Annotated in this window: 10 protein-coding genes; 6 read left to right on the plus strand and 4 right to left on the minus strand. The window is 59.3% G+C overall.

The window, feature by feature from the left end; all coding sequences use genetic code 11:
• Nucleotides 1-46: 46 nt before the first annotated feature.
• Entirely contained in the window at nucleotides 47-628 is a 582-nt protein-coding gene (locus ACZZ0G_RS02175; RefSeq protein WP_150651522.1) for a PilZ domain-containing protein, read from the plus strand.
• A gap of 14 nt (nucleotides 629-642) precedes the next feature.
• On the plus strand, nucleotides 643-1,365 hold the full coding sequence (locus tag ACZZ0G_RS02180) for a glycerophosphodiester phosphodiesterase (protein ID WP_007910500.1): 723 nt from the start codon (nucleotides 643-645) through the stop codon (nucleotides 1,363-1,365).
• 42 nt (nucleotides 1,366-1,407) lie between these two features.
• Here ACZZ0G_RS02180 and sthA read toward each other — a convergent pair whose 3' ends face one another.
• Together sthA and ACZZ0G_RS02190 are read right to left on the minus strand one after the other, a co-directional pair.
• Complete coding sequence (gene sthA / locus ACZZ0G_RS02185; protein ID WP_158955726.1) at nucleotides 1,408-2,802, minus strand: Si-specific NAD(P)(+) transhydrogenase; 1,395 nt, start codon at nucleotides 2,800-2,802, stop codon at nucleotides 1,408-1,410.
• 201 nt (nucleotides 2,803-3,003) lie between these two features.
• Nucleotides 3,004-3,987 (minus strand): FAD:protein FMN transferase, encoded by a 984-nt coding sequence (locus ACZZ0G_RS02190; RefSeq protein WP_463555145.1) that lies wholly within the window; start codon nucleotides 3,985-3,987, stop codon nucleotides 3,004-3,006.
• A gap of 116 nt (nucleotides 3,988-4,103) precedes the next feature.
• On the opposite strand from ACZZ0G_RS02190, the gene tcuC reads away from it, so the two are divergent.
• The gene (tcuC, locus tag ACZZ0G_RS02195; RefSeq protein ID WP_463555146.1) at nucleotides 4,104-5,402 is read left to right on the plus strand and encodes a tricarballylate/proton symporter TcuC; all 1,299 of its coding nucleotides are present in this window, start codon (nucleotides 4,104-4,106) and stop codon (nucleotides 5,400-5,402) included.
• Nucleotides 5,403-5,561: 159 nt separating this feature from the next.
• On the opposite strand, the gene ACZZ0G_RS02200 is transcribed toward tcuC, so the two are convergent.
• On the minus strand, nucleotides 5,562-7,025 hold the full coding sequence (locus tag ACZZ0G_RS02200) for a glyceraldehyde-3-phosphate dehydrogenase (protein WP_016986741.1): 1,464 nt from the start codon (nucleotides 7,023-7,025) through the stop codon (nucleotides 5,562-5,564).
• A gap of 354 nt (nucleotides 7,026-7,379) precedes the next feature.
• Between ACZZ0G_RS02200 and mfd the strand changes: the two genes are divergently transcribed.
• Genes mfd through ACZZ0G_RS02215 form a run of 3 tightly spaced genes read left to right on the plus strand, consistent with a single transcriptional unit; the run spans nucleotide 7,380 to nucleotide 14,108 of the window.
• Nucleotides 7,380-10,829: a transcription-repair coupling factor gene (gene mfd, locus ACZZ0G_RS02205; RefSeq protein WP_463555147.1), complete on the plus strand. Its 3,450-nt coding sequence runs from the start codon at nucleotides 7,380-7,382 to the stop codon at nucleotides 10,827-10,829.
• A 10-nt stretch (nucleotides 10,830-10,839) separates the two neighbouring features.
• Nucleotides 10,840-11,406, plus strand: coding sequence for a CsiV family protein (locus tag ACZZ0G_RS02210; RefSeq protein WP_463555148.1), 567 nt, complete (start codon nucleotides 10,840-10,842; stop codon nucleotides 11,404-11,406).
• An 11-nt stretch (nucleotides 11,407-11,417) separates the two neighbouring features.
• The gene (locus ACZZ0G_RS02215; RefSeq protein WP_463555149.1) at nucleotides 11,418-14,108 is read left to right on the plus strand and encodes a DEAD/DEAH box helicase; all 2,691 of its coding nucleotides are present in this window, start codon (nucleotides 11,418-11,420) and stop codon (nucleotides 14,106-14,108) included.
• 168 nt (nucleotides 14,109-14,276) lie between these two features.
• Here ACZZ0G_RS02215 and ACZZ0G_RS02220 read toward each other — a convergent pair whose 3' ends face one another.
• Nucleotides 14,277-17,570 carry a DEAD/DEAH box helicase gene (locus ACZZ0G_RS02220; RefSeq protein ID WP_463555150.1) on the minus strand — a complete coding sequence of 1,098 codons (3,294 nt, stop codon included), beginning with the start codon at nucleotides 17,568-17,570 and terminating at the stop codon, nucleotides 14,277-14,279.
• Nucleotides 17,571-17,577: the final 7 nt, after the last annotated feature.

Consider the following 17,577-nt stretch of genomic DNA (forward strand, 5'->3'; position numbering starts at 1 on the left):
ATAACCAGCTTTACACTCAGACCACCGCCGCTACCATGGGTTCGCCATGTCGACATTAGATGAAGAAGATCGCCGCGAATACTACCGTATCGAGGACACGATCGCACTGGAAATTCGGCCCCTGTCCGCTCCCGAAGCCGCAGGCCAGGAAGTGTTGCAGGATGCTTCCCCACTCTTCAACCTGCTCAGCGAACTGCACCTGAGCGAATTCGAGTCGCAGCACCTGTTGCGCCAGATCAGCGAGCGCGATCGGGCCATCGCCGCATTCCTGAAATCCCAGAACAAACGCATCGACCTGCTCAGCCAGGTGGTCGCCCTGACCGTGCTCGGCCAGATTGGCGAGCCGCAACCGGTGATCATCTCCGAGGGCGGGATCGACTTTCAGTACCCGACGCCGATTGCCACCGGTGCACACCTGTCGGTGAAACTGGTGCTGATGCCGCAAGCGCTGGGCCTGTTGTTGCGCGCCCGCGTCACCCATTGCGACCGCAAGGGCGAAGGTTATGACGTCGGCACCGAGTTCGAACACTTGACCGATGCCCAGCGCCAGTTGCTCGCCCGCTATATCTTGCAGAAGCAGGCCCAGGAACGACGTCTGGCCCGCGAACAGAACGAATCAGGCATTTAATTTAAGGAAGAACCGTGACCCTCATCTACGGCCACCGCGGCGCCAAGGGCGAAGCACCGGAAAACACCCTGAGCAGTTTTCAGGAATGTCTCAAGCACGGCGTGCGCCGCTGCGAACTCGATCTGCACCTGTCCAAGGACGGTGAGTTGATGGTCATCCACGACCCGACCCTCAAGCGCACCACGGAACGCCGCGGCAAAGTCGTCGAACACACCGCCGCCGAACTGGTGACCTACGACGCGCGCAAGGGTGGTCCAGGCTGGATCAAGCCGTGCCCGATTCCGACGCTGGAAGAATTGTTCGAGAAATGTGATTTCGAGCACTGGCAGCTTGAGGTAAAAAGCGCTTCGCGTACTCGCGCCGCAACCACCGTGCTGGCGATTCGCGAAATGGCTCAGCGCCATGGTTTGCTCGACAAGGTGACGATCACCTCGAGTTCGCGGGAAGTGCTGAAAGCGGCGCTGGATCTGGTGCCGGACGTGTCGCGGGGACTGGTTGCCGAGTACGCCTGGCTCGACCCATTGAAGGTCGCGGCAAGCTATGGCTGTGAGATTCTTGCGCTGAACTGGACGCTGTGTACGCCGGAACGCCTGCAGAAGGCGCAGCGTCAGGGGCTGCACGTGTCGGTGTGGACCGTCAACGAGCCTGCGCTGATGCGCAGACTCGCCGACTTCGGCGTTGACAGCCTGATTACAGACTTTCCCGGTTTGGCCACTGCCACCCTCGAGAATTGCTGAAATCGGTCTCCCCGGCCGGCTCAGGCCACCGGCCGGAGCCCGTCAAAAAAGCCGGTTGAGGCCGTCGTACGCCGCTACCCGATAGGCTTCGGCCATGGTCGGGTAGTTGAACGTCGTGTTGACGAAGTACTTCAGGGTATTCAGTTCGCCCGGCTGGTTCATGATCGCCTGACCGATGTGAACGATCTCCGACGCCTGATAACCGAAGCAGTGAACGCCCAATACTTCCAGGGTTTCACGGTGGAAGAGGATCTTCAGCATGCCTTGCGGCTCGCCGGCGATCTGCGCACGCGCCATGCTCTTGAAGAACGCCTTGCCGACTTCGTACGGCACTTTGGCCTGGGTCAGTTCCTGCTCGTTCTTGCCGATCGAGCTGATCTCCGGAATGGTGTAGATGCCGGTCGGCACGTCATTCACAAAGCGCCAGCTACCGTTATCAACGATGCTGCCAGCGGCCGAACGACCCTGGTCGTGGGCGGCACTGGCCAGGCTCGGCCAGCCGATCACGTCACCGGCGCCGTAGATGTTCGGCACGCAGGTGCGGTAGGCCTCGTCGACTTCGATCTGGCCACGGCTGTTGACCTTGACGCCGATGTTTTCCAGACCCAGCGTGTCCGTGTTGCCGGTACGGCCGTTGCACCAGAGCAAGGCGTCGGCCTTGATCTTCTTGCCGGACTTCAGGTGCAGGATCACGCCGTTATCAACGCCTTCGACGCGATCGTAATCTTCGTTGTGACGCACGGTGATGTTGTTGTTGCTGAAGTGGTAGCTCAACGCCTGGGAAATTTCCGAGTCGAGGAAGCTCAACAACTGACCACGGTTATCGACCAACTCGACCAGCACACCCAGACCGCTGAAGATCGACGCGTATTCGCAACCGATCACGCCGGCGCCGTAAACGATCAGTTTGCGCGGGGTGTGGCCGAGGCTGAGGATGGTGTCGCTATCGTAGATACGCGGGTGGTGGAAATCGATGTCAGCCGGACGATACGGGCGCGAACCGGTGGCGATGATGATGTGCTTGGCCACCAGTTTCTCGACCACGCCGTTGGCGCAGACCACTTCGATGGTTTGCTCGTCAGCGAAGCTGCCGGTACCAAAGAACACGTCGACGCGGTTACGGGCGTAGTAGCCGGTACGCGATGCGACTTGTTTGGAAATGACTTTCTCGGCGCTTTTCAACACGTCCGGGAAGGAGAACCAGCGTGGCTCGCCGATCGCCCGGAACATCGGGTTGGTGTTGAACTGCATGATCTGCCGCACCGAGTGACGCAGTGCCTTGGACGGGATGGTGCCGAGGTGGGTGCAGTTGCCGCCGACCTGGCGACGGCTGTCGACCATCGCGACCTTGCGCCCTGCTTTGGCGGCGTTCATTGCCGCGCCTTCTCCCGCCGGGCCGGAACCCAGCACCACCACGTCGTAGTTGTAGACAGCCATGCGTACTCCTCAGAACAGGCCGCGATGCCAGCAGCACCGGCGGCTAAATCACGCCGAACGGCGGCGCGAAGGAACAATTGGGGGTCAATCAAGAACCCGGACACAGTCTATAGAAGCGTCAACGCCGCGCACATTAACCCTTGGTCGCGTCGTAGGCTACTTTTGCCTGCACTACAACGCCAGCTTTCGTATTGTTCTCAGTCAGTTTTTTTTGCCGCTGAGGCGCTCGAAAGCCTGACTGGTGCGAATGACAAAACCTGTATCGGCACGAATCACAAAGAATGCACCAATGTCATGTTTTTCCGCATAGTCCCACGCCCTTTCGGGGCCGAGAATAAGCAACAGCGTCGATAGTCCATCGGCCATCAGCGCTGAAGGATGAATCACCGTGACTGACGCCAGGTCGTGTAGGACCGGTGCACCCGTGCGGGCATCAAAGGTGTGGGAATAGCGCCGGCCGTCCTGCAGGAAATAGTTGCGGTAGTCGCCAGAGGTGGAGACGCCGTAGCCGTCGACATTGATGATGCGTTCGGCGACTTGCTGATCGTAACGGGGCTCTTCCAAAGCGATGCGCCAGGGCGCGCCGTCGAGTTTTTTGCCTTTAGCCTTTAATTCCCCCGTGGCTTCAGCGAGGTAATCGTGAATACCCAGCGCGTCGAGCCTCGCCGCGATGGTGTCGACGGCATAACCGGCGGCGATGCTGTTGAAGTCGACTTCGACGGCAGCGTCTTTACACAACTGATCGCCATTGATGTGCAGATGCTGATGGCCAACGCGCTGCAGCACATCGGCCAGCGTTTTAGCGTCAGGGACTTTCTCTTCACGACCTTGCGGGCCAAAGCCCCAGAGATTCATCAGTGGCTCGACGGTCAGGTCGTAGGAGCCTTCGCTTTGTGCTGACAGTTGCTCGCCAACGCGGACCAACTCGAGCACCGATGCGGGCATTTTCTGACAGCTGTGCGCGAGCAAGGCATTGAAGCGCTCGATGTCCGAATCACTGCGATAGGTGGACAGTTGCCGATCGAGTTCGGCGAGGATCCCTTCCACTTCGCTGCGAACTAGCGACGAGTCGGGATCACCTGCATGACGCACGTACTTGATCGAATACGTGCTGCCCATGGTGGGGCCACCGAAACTCTCCATCGAATCGCCATTGCCGCAGCCGGCCAAAAGGCCAGCCAGCATCACGACCCCACGCCATCGTCCAGTGAACAATTATTCATCTCCCTGCAAAACCGCGACGGCCATTATGGGACACGAGCGAAACGCTTTCTTACAAGATTTAAAGTGAGTACTCAGAAATGTCCTCCACGACCGGCAACGGCAAAGCGATTTTTCGCGTTGTCAGCGGCAATTTTCTCGAAATGTTCGATTTCATGGTCTACGGCTTCTACGCCACGGCCATCGCCAAGACCTTCTTCCCGACTGACAGCGCCTTTGCATCTCTGATGCTGGCGCTGGCGACCTTTGGTGCTGGCTTCCTGATGCGTCCGTTGGGGGCGATCTTCCTCGGCGCGTACATCGACCGGCACGGCCGCCGCCAGGGACTGATCATTACCCTGGCCTTGATGGCTGCCGGCACGGTGCTGATTGCCTGCGTTCCGGGTTACGCGACCCTCGGCGTCGCCGCACCGCTGCTCGTACTGTTTGGCCGTTTGCTGCAAGGCTTTTCGGCCGGTGTGGAATTGGGCGGCGTATCGGTGTATCTGGCAGAGATCGCCACACCAGGCCGCAAAGGCTTCTTCGTCAGTTGGCAGTCTGCGAGCCAGCAAGCAGCCGTCGTCTTCGCCGGCCTGCTCGGCGTCGGCCTGAATCACTGGCTAAGCCCGGAGCAAATGGGCGATTGGGGCTGGCGCGTGCCGTTCCTGATCGGCTGCATGATTGTGCCGGTGATCTTCGTCATTCGTCGTTCGCTTGAGGAAACCCCCGAATTCCAGGCACGCAAACATCGCCCTACCTTGCGGGAAATTGTCCGCTCGATCGGTCAGAACTTTGGCATCGTCATCGCTGGCATGGCGCTGGTGGTGATGACCACTGTTTCTTTCTACCTGATCACCGCGTACACCCCGACCTTCGGCAAGGCTGAGTTGCACCTGTCGGACTTCGATGCGTTGCTGGTGACGGTGTGCATCGGTCTGTCGAACTTCTTCTGGTTACCGGTGATGGGCGCGGTATCTGACAAGATTGGACGCAAACCCTTACTGCTCGCGGCGACGATTCTGGCGATTCTCACCGCTTACCCTGCCCTGTCGTGGCTGGTGGCGAATCCGAGTTTCAGCCATTTGCTGATCGTCGAGTTGTGGCTGTCGTTCCTCTACGGTTCGTACAACGGCGCGATGGTGGTGGCGCTGACCGAGATCATGCCGGTGGAAGTGCGTACGACTGGCTTCTCGCTGGCCTACAGTCTGGCGACGGCAACCTTCGGCGGGTTTACCCCGGCGGCGTGTACGTATCTGATTCATGTGCTGGATAACAAGGCTGCGCCGGGGATCTGGCTCAGTGGTGCAGCGGTGCTGGGATTGATTGCGACGCTGGTGTTGTTCCATGGCAACAAGCACGAACTGCGTACCGCGCAAGCGGCCGTACCCGGCGGTGTCTGACAGGACGCTTTCGCGAGCAGGCTCGCTACCACACTGGATCTGTGTCGCTCAGGAGATCCCCTGCTCGCGAAGGGGCCAGCACTGACACAACAGTTCTAAAAGGCACACAAACAAAAACGCCCCGACCAAAGTCGGGGCGTTTTCATGTGCAGCTATCGCTTAGCGTGGGAACGCTGGCGGATTCACATCAGCCATGTCTTCCATCACGCGGATAACCTGGCAGCTGTAACCGAACTCGTTGTCGTACCAGACGTAAAGAACAACGCGGTTGTCCTGAACGATGGTCGCTTCAGCGTCGACCACACCGGCGTGGCGCGAGCCAACGAAGTCGGTCGAAACCACTTCCTGCGAATTGACGAAGTCGATTTGCTTGTGCAGATCGGAGTGCAGCGCCATGTAGCGCAGGTACTCGTTCATCTCTTCACGGGTGGCAGCTTTCTCAAGGTTAAGGTTGAGAATGGCCATCGACACGTTTGGCGTCGGAACACGGATCGCGTTACCGGTCAGTTTGCCGGCCAGCTCAGGCAGGGCCTTGGCAGCAGCGGTGGCAGCACCGGTCTCGGTGATCACCATGTTCAGCGCGGCGCTACGACCACGGCGATCGCCTTTGTGGAAGTTGTCGATCAGGTTCTGGTCGTTGGTGTACGAGTGAACGGTTTCGACGTGACCGTTGATGATGCCGAACTTGTCATTCACAGCTTTCAGCACCGGCACGATGGCGTTGGTGGTGCAGGAAGCGGCGGAGACGATCTTGTCATCAGCGGTGATTTCACCGTGGTTGATGCCGTGAACGATGTTCTTCAGCTTGCCTTTGCCAGGCGCGGTCAGAACAACGCGATCGATACCCGGGCACTGCAAGTGCTGGCCCAGGCCATCAGCGTCACGCCATACACCGGTGTTGTCCACCAGCAGCGCGTCTTTGATGCCGTACTGGGTGTAATCCACTTCAGTCGGGTTCTTCGCGTAGATCACCTGGATCAGGTTACCGTTGGCGGTGATGGTGTTGTTTTCTTCGTCGATGGTAATGGTGCCGTTGAACGAACCATGGACCGAATCGCGACGCAGCAGGCTGGCGCGTTTGGTCAGGTCATTTTCGGCGCCTTTGCGCACAACGATGGCACGCAGACGCAGGCCGTCGCCACCACCGGTTTTCTCGATCAGGATGCGCGCCAGCAGACGGCCGATACGACCGAAGCCGTACAGCACAACGTCGGTGCCTTTACGTGCGGAAGCGTTTTGCTGGCCAACCACATCAGCCATTTCTTCACGAACGAATTGCTCGGCGCTGCGGCCATTGCCTTCGTTGCGGAATTTGAACGCCAACTTGCCCAGATCTACCGAAGCCGCGCCGAGCTTGAGCTCGCTCATGGCTTTGAGCAGTGGGAATGTTTCGTGGACGGAGAGTTCGCTGTCGTCGGAAGAACGGTGGCGCGCAAAGCGGTGAGCTTTGAGAATCGCGATGACAGACTGGTTGATCAGGCTGCGGCCATAGATCGAGCTCACCACGTTGTTATTGCGGTAGAGCTGACCGATAAGCGGAATCATCGCTTCTGCGAGTGCTTCACGGTCGATCCATTCACCAAGACACTGGTCGGGCTTCTGAGTCACGGTAACCTTCCACATGTAGGGGCAGAAAAAAGGGGCTACATTATGCCGCCGACAACCTCCTGTAGCAATGCGCGCTTGTCGCGAAATCGGTAACAAAATTCCGTTCAAAAAAATTACGCCCCTCTCAAGCCCAGTAAAACCGGGGCTTTCAGCGCAGTCAATTTTTCGACGACTGTTAGACGATGTCTGTAACCCTCCGTAACACCACCCACTTTCGGCACTACATAACCACAAAAAAACGGCCGGTTTTTATGGTTACCACTACATTTCGTCCAAACAGCGAAGATAGACGTAGTCTGCAACTGACAGGCGGCACCGGACGCCGCTACAATTACCGACTTTGTCGCAAAGCCTGGAGCTCAACCTTCCGTGCCCGTTCTGCGTCTACCGCTACTCCCTGCCGAAGCAGGTAAACAGCATTGGGGCAATTTGCCCGGTGCTGCCCTCAGCCTGGCGATTGCCGAGGCTGCCAGCGCTGCCAAGCGCTTCACCCTGCTACTGACCGCCGACAGCCAGAGCGCTGAACGACTGGAACAGGAGCTGAGTTTCTTCGCCCCGGATTTGCCCGTACTGCATTTCCCCGACTGGGAAACCCTGCCCTACGACCTGTTCTCGCCACATCAGGACATCATTTCCCAGCGCATCGCCAGCCTATACAGGCTGCCGGAACTGGAACACGGTGTGCTGGTAGTGCCGATCACCACAGCGTTGCATCGCCTGGCGCCGACCAAGTTTTTGCTCGGCAGCAGCCTGGTGCTGGATGTCGGGCAGAAGCTCGACGTTGAGCAGATGCGATCGCGGCTCGAAGCCAGTGGCTATCGCTACGTCGATACGGTTTACGAACACGGCGAATTCACCGTACGCGGCGCACTGATCGACCTGTTCCCGATGGGCAGCAAACTGCCCTACCGCATCGACCTGTTCGATGACGAAATCGAAACCCTGCGCACCTTCGATCCGGAAAACCAGCGTTCCATCGACAAGGTCGATTCGGTCAAGCTGCTGCCGGCCCGCGAATTTCCGCTGCAGAAAGACGCCGTCACCCGCTTCAAGGCGCGCTTCCGTGAGCGCTTTGACGTCGACTTCCGGCGCTGCCCGATCTTTCAGGATCTGAGCAGCGGGATTACCCCGGCCGGTATCGAGTACTACCTGCCGCTATTCTTCGACGAAACCTCGACTCTGTTCGATTATCTGCCGCAAGACACGCAAGTATTCTCGCTGCCGGGCATCGAGCAAGCGGCGGAAAATTTCTGGAACGATGTGCGCAATCGTTATGAAGAGCGCCGCGTCGATCCTTCGCGTCCTTTATTGCCGCCCGCAGAATTGTTCCTGCCGGTGGAAGACTGCTTCGCCCGCTTGAAGAGCTGGCCACGCGTGGTCGCCAGCCAGCAAGACGTGGAAACCGGCGTCGGCCGCGAGCGCTTCCCCGCGCAGGCACTGCCGAATCTGGCGATCGAAGCCAAAGCCACGCAACCGCTGGCAGCGCTGGCCGGTTTCCTCGATGAATTCCCCGGTCGCGTGTTGTTCACCGCCGAATCCGCCGGTCGTCGTGAAGTCCTGCTGGAGTTGCTGGAGCGTCTGAAGCTGCGACCAAAGACCGTCGACAGCTGGCCGGACTTTGTCGCGAGCAAGGATCGCTTGGCGATCACCATTGCCCCGCTCGACGAGGGCTTGATGCTCGACGAACCGGCGCTGGCACTGGTAGCGGAAAGTCCGCTGTTCGGTCAGCGCGTGATGCAACGCCGTCGTCGCGAAAAACGCAGCGACGTCAGCAATGACGCGGTGATCAAGAACCTCACCGAGCTGCGCGAAGGCGCGCCGGTGGTGCACATCGATCACGGTGTCGGCCGCTATCTGGGTCTGACGATTCTGGAAATCGACAATCAGGCAGCGGAATTCCTCACCTTGGAATACGCCGAGAACGCCAAGCTCTACGTGCCAGTGGCCAACCTGCATCTGATCGCGCGCTACACCGGTAGCGACGATTCGCTGGCCCCGCTGCACCGCCTCGGCTCCGAGGTTTGGCAGAAAGCCAAACGCAAAGCCGCCGAACAGGTGCGCGATGTTGCCGCTGAATTGCTCGACATCTACGCCCGTCGTGCCGCCCGCGAAGGCTATGCGTTCGCCGACCCGAAAGCCGATTACGCGACGTTCAGTGCAGGCTTTCCGTTCGAAGAAACCCCGGACCAGCAATCGACCATCGAAGCCGTGCGCGAAGACATGCTCGCGCCGAAACCGATGGATCGCCTGGTCTGCGGCGACGTCGGTTTCGGCAAGACCGAAGTGGCCATGCGCGCGGCGTTCATCGCCGTACACGGTGGCCGTCAAGTGGCGATCCTGGTGCCGACCACCCTCCTCGCCCAACAGCACTACAACAGCTTCCGCGACCGCTTTGCCGACTGGCCGGTGACTGTGGAAGTGATGAGCCGCTTCAAGTCGGCCAAGGAAGTCAACGCGGCGATCGCCGACTTGGCGGAAGGCAAGATCGACATCGTCATCGGCACGCACAAATTGCTGTCCGATGATGTGAAGATCAAAAACCTCGGGCTGGTGATCATCGACGAAGAACACCGCTTCGGTGTCCGCCAGAAAGAACAGCTCAAGGCCCTGCGCAGCGAAGTCGACATTCTCACCCTGACCGCTACGCCGATTCCGCGCACGCTGAACATGGCGGTGTCGGGCATGCGCGACTTGTCGATCATCGCCACGCCACCGGCGCGACGCCTGTCGGTGCGCACCTTCGTCATGGAGCAGAACAAGAGCACGGTCAAAGAGGCCCTGCTCCGCGAACTGCTGCGCGGCGGTCAGGTTTATTACTTGCACAACGATGTGAAAACCATCGAGAAATGCGCCGCCGACCTCGCCGAACTGGTGCCGGAAGCACGTATCGGCATCGGTCACGGGCAGATGCGCGAGCGCGAACTCGAACAAGTGATGAGCGACTTTTATCACAAGCGCTTCAACGTGCTGATCGCCTCGACCATCATCGAGACCGGCATCGACGTGCCGAGCGCCAACACCATCATCATCGAGCGCGCCGACAAATTCGGTCTGGCGCAACTGCACCAGTTGCGTGGCCGTGTCGGCCGTAGTCACCACCAGGCGTATGCCTACTTGCTGACGCCGCCGCGCCAGCAAATCACTTCGGACGCGGAAAAGCGTCTGGAGGCGATTGCCAATACTCAGGATCTCGGCGCCGGCTTCGTGCTGGCGACCAATGACCTGGAAATCCGTGGCGCCGGCGAACTGCTCGGCGATGGCCAGAGCGGGCAGATCCAGGCCGTGGGCTTCACGCTGTACATGGAAATGCTCGAGCGCGCGGTGAAGTCGATCCGCAAGGGCGAGCAACCGAACCTCGATCAGCCGCTGGGCGGTGGCCCGGAAGTCAATCTGCGGGTGCCGGCGCTGATTCCGGAAGATTATCTGCCGGATGTTCACGCTCGCCTGATTCTGTACAAGCGCATTGCTTCGGCGACCGATGAGGAAGGCCTGAAGGATCTGCAAGTCGAGATGATCGACCGTTTCGGCTTGTTGCCGGAACCGACGAAGAATCTGGTGCGCATCACGGCGTTGAAATTGCAGGCTGAGCAATTGGGCATCAAGAAAGTCGATGGTGGCCCGCAAGGTGGACGCATCGAGTTTGAAGCGCAGACGCCGGTCGACCCGATGACGCTGATCAAGCTGATTCAGAGCCAGCCCAAACGCTACAAATTCGAAGGCGCGACGATGTTCAAGTTCCAGGTGCCGATGGAACGCCCGGAAGAGCGCTTTAATACTGTAGAGGCGCTGTTTGAGCGCCTCCTCCCGAAATCTGTTTGAAGGACGCCCAATGCGCCTGTTTCGTTCGCTGACTTTGCTGCTGACCTTGGCAGCACCCTCGGTTTTCGCCGATGACCTGTATCAGGTCGAAATGATTCTGGTCCGGCAGAACGCCGTACCGGCGATCGTCAGCCGTGCCGCGCCGGAAGACTGGGCCGCTGGCGCTCAGCGCCTGGGCGATGACAGCAAACGCACACCTGCGCTGAATGACGTGGTGACTAAACTCACCGCCAGCGGCGATTACAGCGTGCTGATGCACAAGGCCTGGCAGCAAACCCTCGGCGAAGCACCGGCGAAAGTTGCGGTCAGCGACGGCCAGGAGCAGTTCGGCCAGTTCCCGATCGAAGGCACGCTGGAGATGAAACTCGGGCGTTTCACCGACGTCACTGCCGACTTCTGGGTCAATCAGATCGACGCCAATGGCTTGGTCACCGCGAGCGAGCGCCTGAAACAGGACAGCCACACCAAGAACGGCCAACTCAACTACCTGGACAACGGCCATCTAGCCCTGCTGATCAAGATCACGTCCCTGACCGCGCCTGCGCCACGGGAAGCGCCTGAAGCGATTCCGGACTGATCGAAGTCCTTATGAACCCGCCGCTGAGTAAACCGTTGGCGCCCTCCTGGGTCAGCCGATTCAAGGAACAGAGCCTGGAGCGTGGCCGCCGCTACGCTCTGGAAAACCGGGTACGCATCGCCCAGGTCGGTGATGCGACGATCACCGCCAGTTGCGAAGGCTCTGGCGGTAACGTTTACCGTCAGACGATTCATCTGCGCGAGTCAGCCAAAGGCACTTTGTTGTTGGTCGATGCCGGTTGCACCTGCCCGGTTCGCAGCAACTGCAAACACTGCGCTGCGGTACTGCTGAAAATCCAGGAAACCCTCGATTACCCCGCCGCCGCCAAAGACGCCGAACTTTTGGAAAAGCTGCAAGCGGTGCTGGAAAACCGCAGCCCGAAAGCGCCGCCGCAAGTGTTGGTCGACAACGTGCAGCCATTACCACGCCTGTGGCTGGCCAGTGTCGAGTTCAGCGCTTTCGAACCGCGCAACGGCAAGATGCAGCGCTACATTCAGCATCGCGCGGCGTTGTCGTTCAGCTATCTCGACGAATACGTCAGCGGGCAGAAGAACAGCGACATCCTGATCCGCCAGGAAACCCAGACGCTGCGGATAAAACGCCACCCGGAAGTCGAACAGTCCTACCGCGAACAGTTAAGAATCCTCGGCTTTCGTATCGCCACGCGGCAAAGCAAAGCGTTGCCGGAAAGCGCGGGCGAGCTGTACGAGATGGTCAACGACAGCGCCTGGTTGACCTTCACCCTCAACGACTTGCCGAAGCTGCGCACTCAAGGCTGGGAATTGCAGATCGATGAGGAATTCGGCTTCGATCTGACCGCCGTGGATGACTGGTACGCCACCGTCGAACAGGTGCCGGAGCGCGACTGGTTTGATCTGGAACTGGGGATCATCGTCAACGGCGAGCGCCTGAGCCTGTTGCCGATCCTGCTCAATCTGATGCGCTCGCATACGGAAATCCTCAACCCGGAACGCCTCGCGCGACGCCGCGACGACGAACTGATTCTGGTCAATATTCCGCAACGCACCAGCGAGCATGGGCCACTGCAGGTGGCTTTGCCGTTGGGCCGGTTGAAGCCGGTATTGATGACGCTCGGCGAGTTCTATTTGCAGGAGCCGGGCGAAACCACCCTGCGCCTGAGCAAGGCCGATGCCACACGCCTCAACTCGCTGGAAGGCATTCCGCTGCTGTGGGAGGGCGGCGAGCAGATCCGCACGTTCGCTCAGCGCCTGCGCGACATCCGTGATTTCAGCGCTGAAGCGCCACAAGGCTTGAACGCGACACTGCGTCCGTACCAGCTCGAAGGCTTGAGCTGGATGCAGTCGCTGCGGCAACTGGAAGTCGGCGGGATTCTTGCGGACGACATGGGCCTGGGTAAAACCCTACAGACCCTGGCGCATATTCTCAGCGAGAAAAACGCCGGACGCCTCGATCGGCCGTGCATGGTGGTGATGCCGACCAGCCTGATTCCGAACTGGCTGGATGAGGCGGCGCACTTCACCCCGCAACTGAAAGTGGTCGCGCTGTACGGCGCCACGCGCAAAAAGCATTTCGACAATCTGGCGGATTACGACCTGATCCTCACCACCTATGCACTGCTGCCCAAAGACGTCGAACGTCTGGCCAAGCAACCGCTGCATGTGCTGGTGCTGGATGAGGCGCAGTACATCAAGAATCCCAACAGCAAAGCCGCTCAAGCAGCACGCGAACTGAATGCCCGCCAGCGCCTGTGCCTCAGCGGTACGCCGCTGGAAAACCACTTGGGCGAGCTATGGTCACTGTTCCACTTCCTGCTACCGGGCTGGCTCGGCGACGTGAAAAGCTTCAACGCCGATTACCGCGTGCCGATTGAAAAGCGCGGCAGTGAAGTCAGACTTCAGCACCTCAACGGTCGGATAAAACCGTTTCTGCTGCGCCGCACCAAAGAACAGGTGGCCACCGAGCTGCCGCCGAAAACCGAGATCATCCACTGGGTCGATCTTAACGAAGCGCAGCGCGATGTGTACGAAACCATGCGCCTGGCGATGGACAAGAAAGTCCGCGACGAGATCACCCGCAAAGGCGTGGCGCGCAGTCAGATCATCATTCTTGAGGCGCTGCTCAAGCTGCGTCAGGTTTGTTGCGATTTGCGTCTGGTCAACGACGTCACCCCGCCCGCTCGCGGCAGCACTTCGGGCAAGCTCGACAGCCTGATGGAAATGCTTGAGGAATTGTTCGAGGAAGGACGACGGATTCTGCTGTTCTCGCAATTCACTTCGATGTTGTCGTTGATTGAGGAAGAGCTGAAAAAACGTAACGTGTCCTACGCGCTGCTGACTGGCCAGACCCGTGATCGGCGCACGCCGGTGAAGGAATTCCAGAGCGGCAAGCGTCAGATCTTTCTCATTAGCCTGAAGGCTGGCGGTGTGGGTCTGAACCTGACGGAAGCGGATACGGTGATTCACTACGACCCGTGGTGGAACCCGGCGACCGAGAATCAGGCGACCGACCGCGCGTATCGAATCGGCCAGGAAAAACCGGTCTTCGTTTACAAGATGATTGCCCGGGGCACGGTGGAAGAGAAGATTCAGCACCTGCAAAAGGAAAAATCCGACTTGGCGGCGGGCGTGCTGGATGGGCGCAAGGCCGGGGACTGGAAGTTGCAGAGTGATGATATTGAAGCGTTGTTTGCGCCTTTGCCGGATAAGCTCGAAAAGCGCTGAAATCTGCAGTGCTGGTTAAACAGCTTTCGCGAGCAGGCTCGCTCCCACACTGGATCTGTGGCATTCACCAATCCAGTGTTCACAGGGATCTTGTGAATCCCACAAATCTAATGTGGGAGCGAGCCTGCTCGCGAATGGCTCACCTCGGTCTAACGGTTAACCCCAGGCTCAACCCTTGGATACAGGCAACGGCGCAAACAATGCCTCAATGTCGCTCTGCTCCAGCTTCCAGCCTCCTGTAGTCCCGCCTTCAAGCACCGCCCCGGCCAACGCAGCTTTCTCTTGCTGCAACGCCTGTATTTTTTCCTCCACCGTGCCACGGGCAATCAGCTTGTAAACGAACACCGGGTTGTTTTGCCCGATTCGATACGCCCGATCGGTTGCCTGATTTTCCACCGCCGGGTTCCACCAAGGGTCGAAGTGGATCACTGTGTCCGCCGCGGTCAGGTTCAAACCGGTGCCCCCGGCTTTAAGACTGATCAGAAACAACGGCACCTTGCCGCCCTGAAAATTCTTCACCGGCGTACGCCGATCCGTGGTGTCACCAGTCAGCAGCGAATAGGCAATGTCACGTTGCTGCAGTTCTTCCTCGATCAAGGCGAGCATTGAGGTGAACTGCGAGAACAACAGAATCCTTCGGCCTTCGCCGAGCAGCTCTTCAAGCATCTCCATCAAACTGACCAACTTGCCACTGCCGGAACGCAGTGCCTTCGCTGTCATTGGCATCTTGATCAGGCGCAAATCGCAACAGACCTGCCGCAGCTTGAGCAAGGCATCAAGAATGATGATCTGACTGCGCGCCACGCCACTGCGGGCAATTTCGTCGCGCACTTTTTTGTCCATCGCCACGCGAACCGTCTCATAGACATCGCGCTGGCCGTCGCTGAGATCGACCCAATGGACAATCTCGGTTTTCGGCGGCAACTCGGTGGCGACCTGATCCTTTTTACGTCGCAACAAAAACGGCTTGATGCGCGCTGTCAGGTGCTGCATGCGCTGAACATTGCCGTGCTTTTCGATTGGCGTGCGGTAATCGCGATTGAAGGACTTGCTGTCGCCAAGCCAACCGGGCATGAGGAAATGAAACTGCGACCAAAGCTCGCCCAAGTGGTTTTCCAATGGCGTGCCGCTCAGGCACAAGCGCTGACGGGCCTGCAGATCACGGGCCGCTTGCGCAGCTTTGCTGAGCGGGTTCTTGATGTTCTGCGCTTCGTCGAGAATCAGCACGCTCCACAACTGCGGCTGCAATGTCTCCAAATCCCTTGGCAGCAACGCGTAAGTGGTCAGCACCAGATCGTACTCAGCCAGACTAGCGAAATCCTTTTGCCGCCCCGTGCCGTGCAACGCCAATACTTTCAACTGCGGGGTGAAACGCTCGGCCTCGTCGAGCCAGTTGGGAATCAGGCTGGTCGGCATCACCGCCAGAGCCGGGCAATCGAGACGACCGGCGTGTTTTTCCGTGAGCAGATGCGCCAGGGTTTGCAGGGTTTTGCCCAGCCCCATGTCATCGCCCAGAATGCCGCCGACCTCAAGCTCGCGCAGGGTTTGCATCCAGTTCAGGCCTTCGAGCTGATACGGGCGCAGTTGCGCGTTAAGGCCGGCCGGCGCAGCGACGTGGGTGTGACTGGAACTCTGCAGGCGCTTGGCAAAAGTGCGCAGCCGCTCGCCACCCTGCCAATCCAGCGGAAGGCCATCGAGCATACTCAAGCGCGCGGCGTCCGGGACACTCAAGCGCAGAGCATCGCCCTGATGACCGCCCAGGTACAACTCACCGAGCGCGGTCATCAGCGGTTTGACCCGGCTCAGCGGCAGCGCGACCTTGTCGCCCGAAGAGTCGCCAAAACCACTGGGCTTGAGTTCGATCAGGAGTTTTTCCTCATCGCTGCGTTGTGCCAGATTGACCGGGTCAAGCAAGCGCGGCTGGGTGCGCAACAAGTGCAGCAGGATCGGCAGCAAACTGTAGCGCTGGCCATTGACGACAATCCCCAATTGCAAATCGAACCACTGATGCCCTGCCTCTTCTTCGACCTCGGCGTACCAATGCTCGACTGGCTGCACATTGAAATGAAAGCCGGGACTGATCTCCACCTCCCAGTTCGAGGCGCGCAGCGTGGCAAGCCCTTCGTGCATAAACCCGAGCCAGGCGGAATCATCCGGCAACGTGAACATCTCACCAGGACGATCCAGCGAACTCTTGCGCGTGGCTTTCTTGAAACCGTGCTTTTGCAGGATCTGGCGCAGTTTCTTTTCCACCGCGGGCTGGCGTTGAATGCGCTGGGTTTCGGTGCCGTTGAGGATCATCACTTCCGGGTTGCGATCCACCGTCGGCTGGCCGTAGTAGGTAAACACCAGGGCGGCACGGTGCTCGAGAATGTATTCCCAGCGCGAGCGCTCCCGACCGCTGACGAGGGTCAGTTGTGGCTGTGGAAGTACGTCGTCGATGATCCGTTCGGTCAGTTGGTGTGGCGGCGGGATTCTCGTTGCCGCGCTCATGCGATGGCTGAACTGCATGGCCTGACGCGCCGGAATGTCCGGCGCCAGAGTCAAATGGCTGGCAAGTTTTTCTTCCAGTTCATTGAACAGAGGGCCAATCTGCCGCTGCTCACGGTCCAGGTAGTAAAGCGGCTCCAGCGCCAACACGGTTTCCTTCGCCGCCTCGGCACTGCTCCACTGCGCGCGGAAGCCGCCGTCGGCCTGCTCGGCCCACGCGAACTGGCCGATGCGTTTCGCCCCCGACACCAGCGGTCGCAGATCCTCGAAATCAAGGAACAGCCGCGAGGTGCGCAAGAGCATTTCCAGCAGTTCGGCGCCGCTGCTGCCTTCCAGCGGATAGCCGCTGTAATAGGCGTGATGGGAGTGCATGGCAACCAGCAGCCTGGCGACGCGCAGATCCAGCTCGGTGAGGTAGCCGGGCTGACGCATGAGCATTTCCGCCAGCGAGTACATCGGTTTGACTTCGCGCAACTCGCCGCTCTTGAGCTGGGAAACCTTGAAAATATCGAGCAGCCACTTGCCGCTCACAGGCGTTGGCTTGAGCTTGTAAAACAGGCGCGTGCCTGCGGTTTGCGCGCCTTCTTCAGCGGGTTTGGCCGGCACGGGGATGGTCGAAAGCCAATGTTCCAGCGCCCGACCCAACTGGGTCTGTGCGTCACTTTCAGACGCATCATCAACACTGCCCTGCAGGTGATAGAGCACCGCAGCGCAGTGCTTGCAGTCGATTACGACAGGACAGCTGCACAGGCAACGCAAGTTGACGGAACCCTGCCGATCTTCGGACAGGTAAATGCTTTGTTCATACGCCTGACTTTCCGAACCGACGCAGAACGCCTCGATCTTTTTGTCATTGATCTCGATGATCTCTACCCGGTCCTCGGCGGCATAAGCGCGAGCCTTGGCCAGCGCCTTGCTACTGAATGCCCGAGTCCAGGCCAACGACTTAAGCCGTTCGATGAGAATGCTCATGGGCAGT

This window comes from Pseudomonas sp. AC169, from assembly GCF_979258515.1.

Coding starts and splice junctions, on each gene's coding strand:
- ACZZ0G_RS02190 (WP_463555145.1), bottom strand. CDS start 3,987: ATGCTGGCTGGCCTTTTGGCCGGCTGCGGCAATGGCGATTCGATGGAG.
- tcuC (WP_463555146.1), top strand. CDS start 4,104: ATGTCCTCCACGACCGGCAACGGCAAAGCGATTTTTCGCGTTGTCAGC.
- ACZZ0G_RS02175 (WP_150651522.1), top strand. CDS start 47: ATGTCGACATTAGATGAAGAAGATCGCCGCGAATACTACCGTATCGAG.
- ACZZ0G_RS02215 (WP_463555149.1), top strand. CDS start 11,418: ATGAACCCGCCGCTGAGTAAACCGTTGGCGCCCTCCTGGGTCAGCCGA.
- ACZZ0G_RS02200 (WP_016986741.1), bottom strand. CDS start 7,025: ATGTGGAAGGTTACCGTGACTCAGAAGCCCGACCAGTGTCTTGGTGAA.
- ACZZ0G_RS02220 (WP_463555150.1), bottom strand. CDS start 17,570: ATGAGCATTCTCATCGAACGGCTTAAGTCGTTGGCCTGGACTCGGGCA.
- sthA (WP_158955726.1), bottom strand. CDS start 2,802: ATGGCTGTCTACAACTACGACGTGGTGGTGCTGGGTTCCGGCCCGGCG.
- ACZZ0G_RS02210 (WP_463555148.1), top strand. CDS start 10,840: ATGCGCCTGTTTCGTTCGCTGACTTTGCTGCTGACCTTGGCAGCACCC.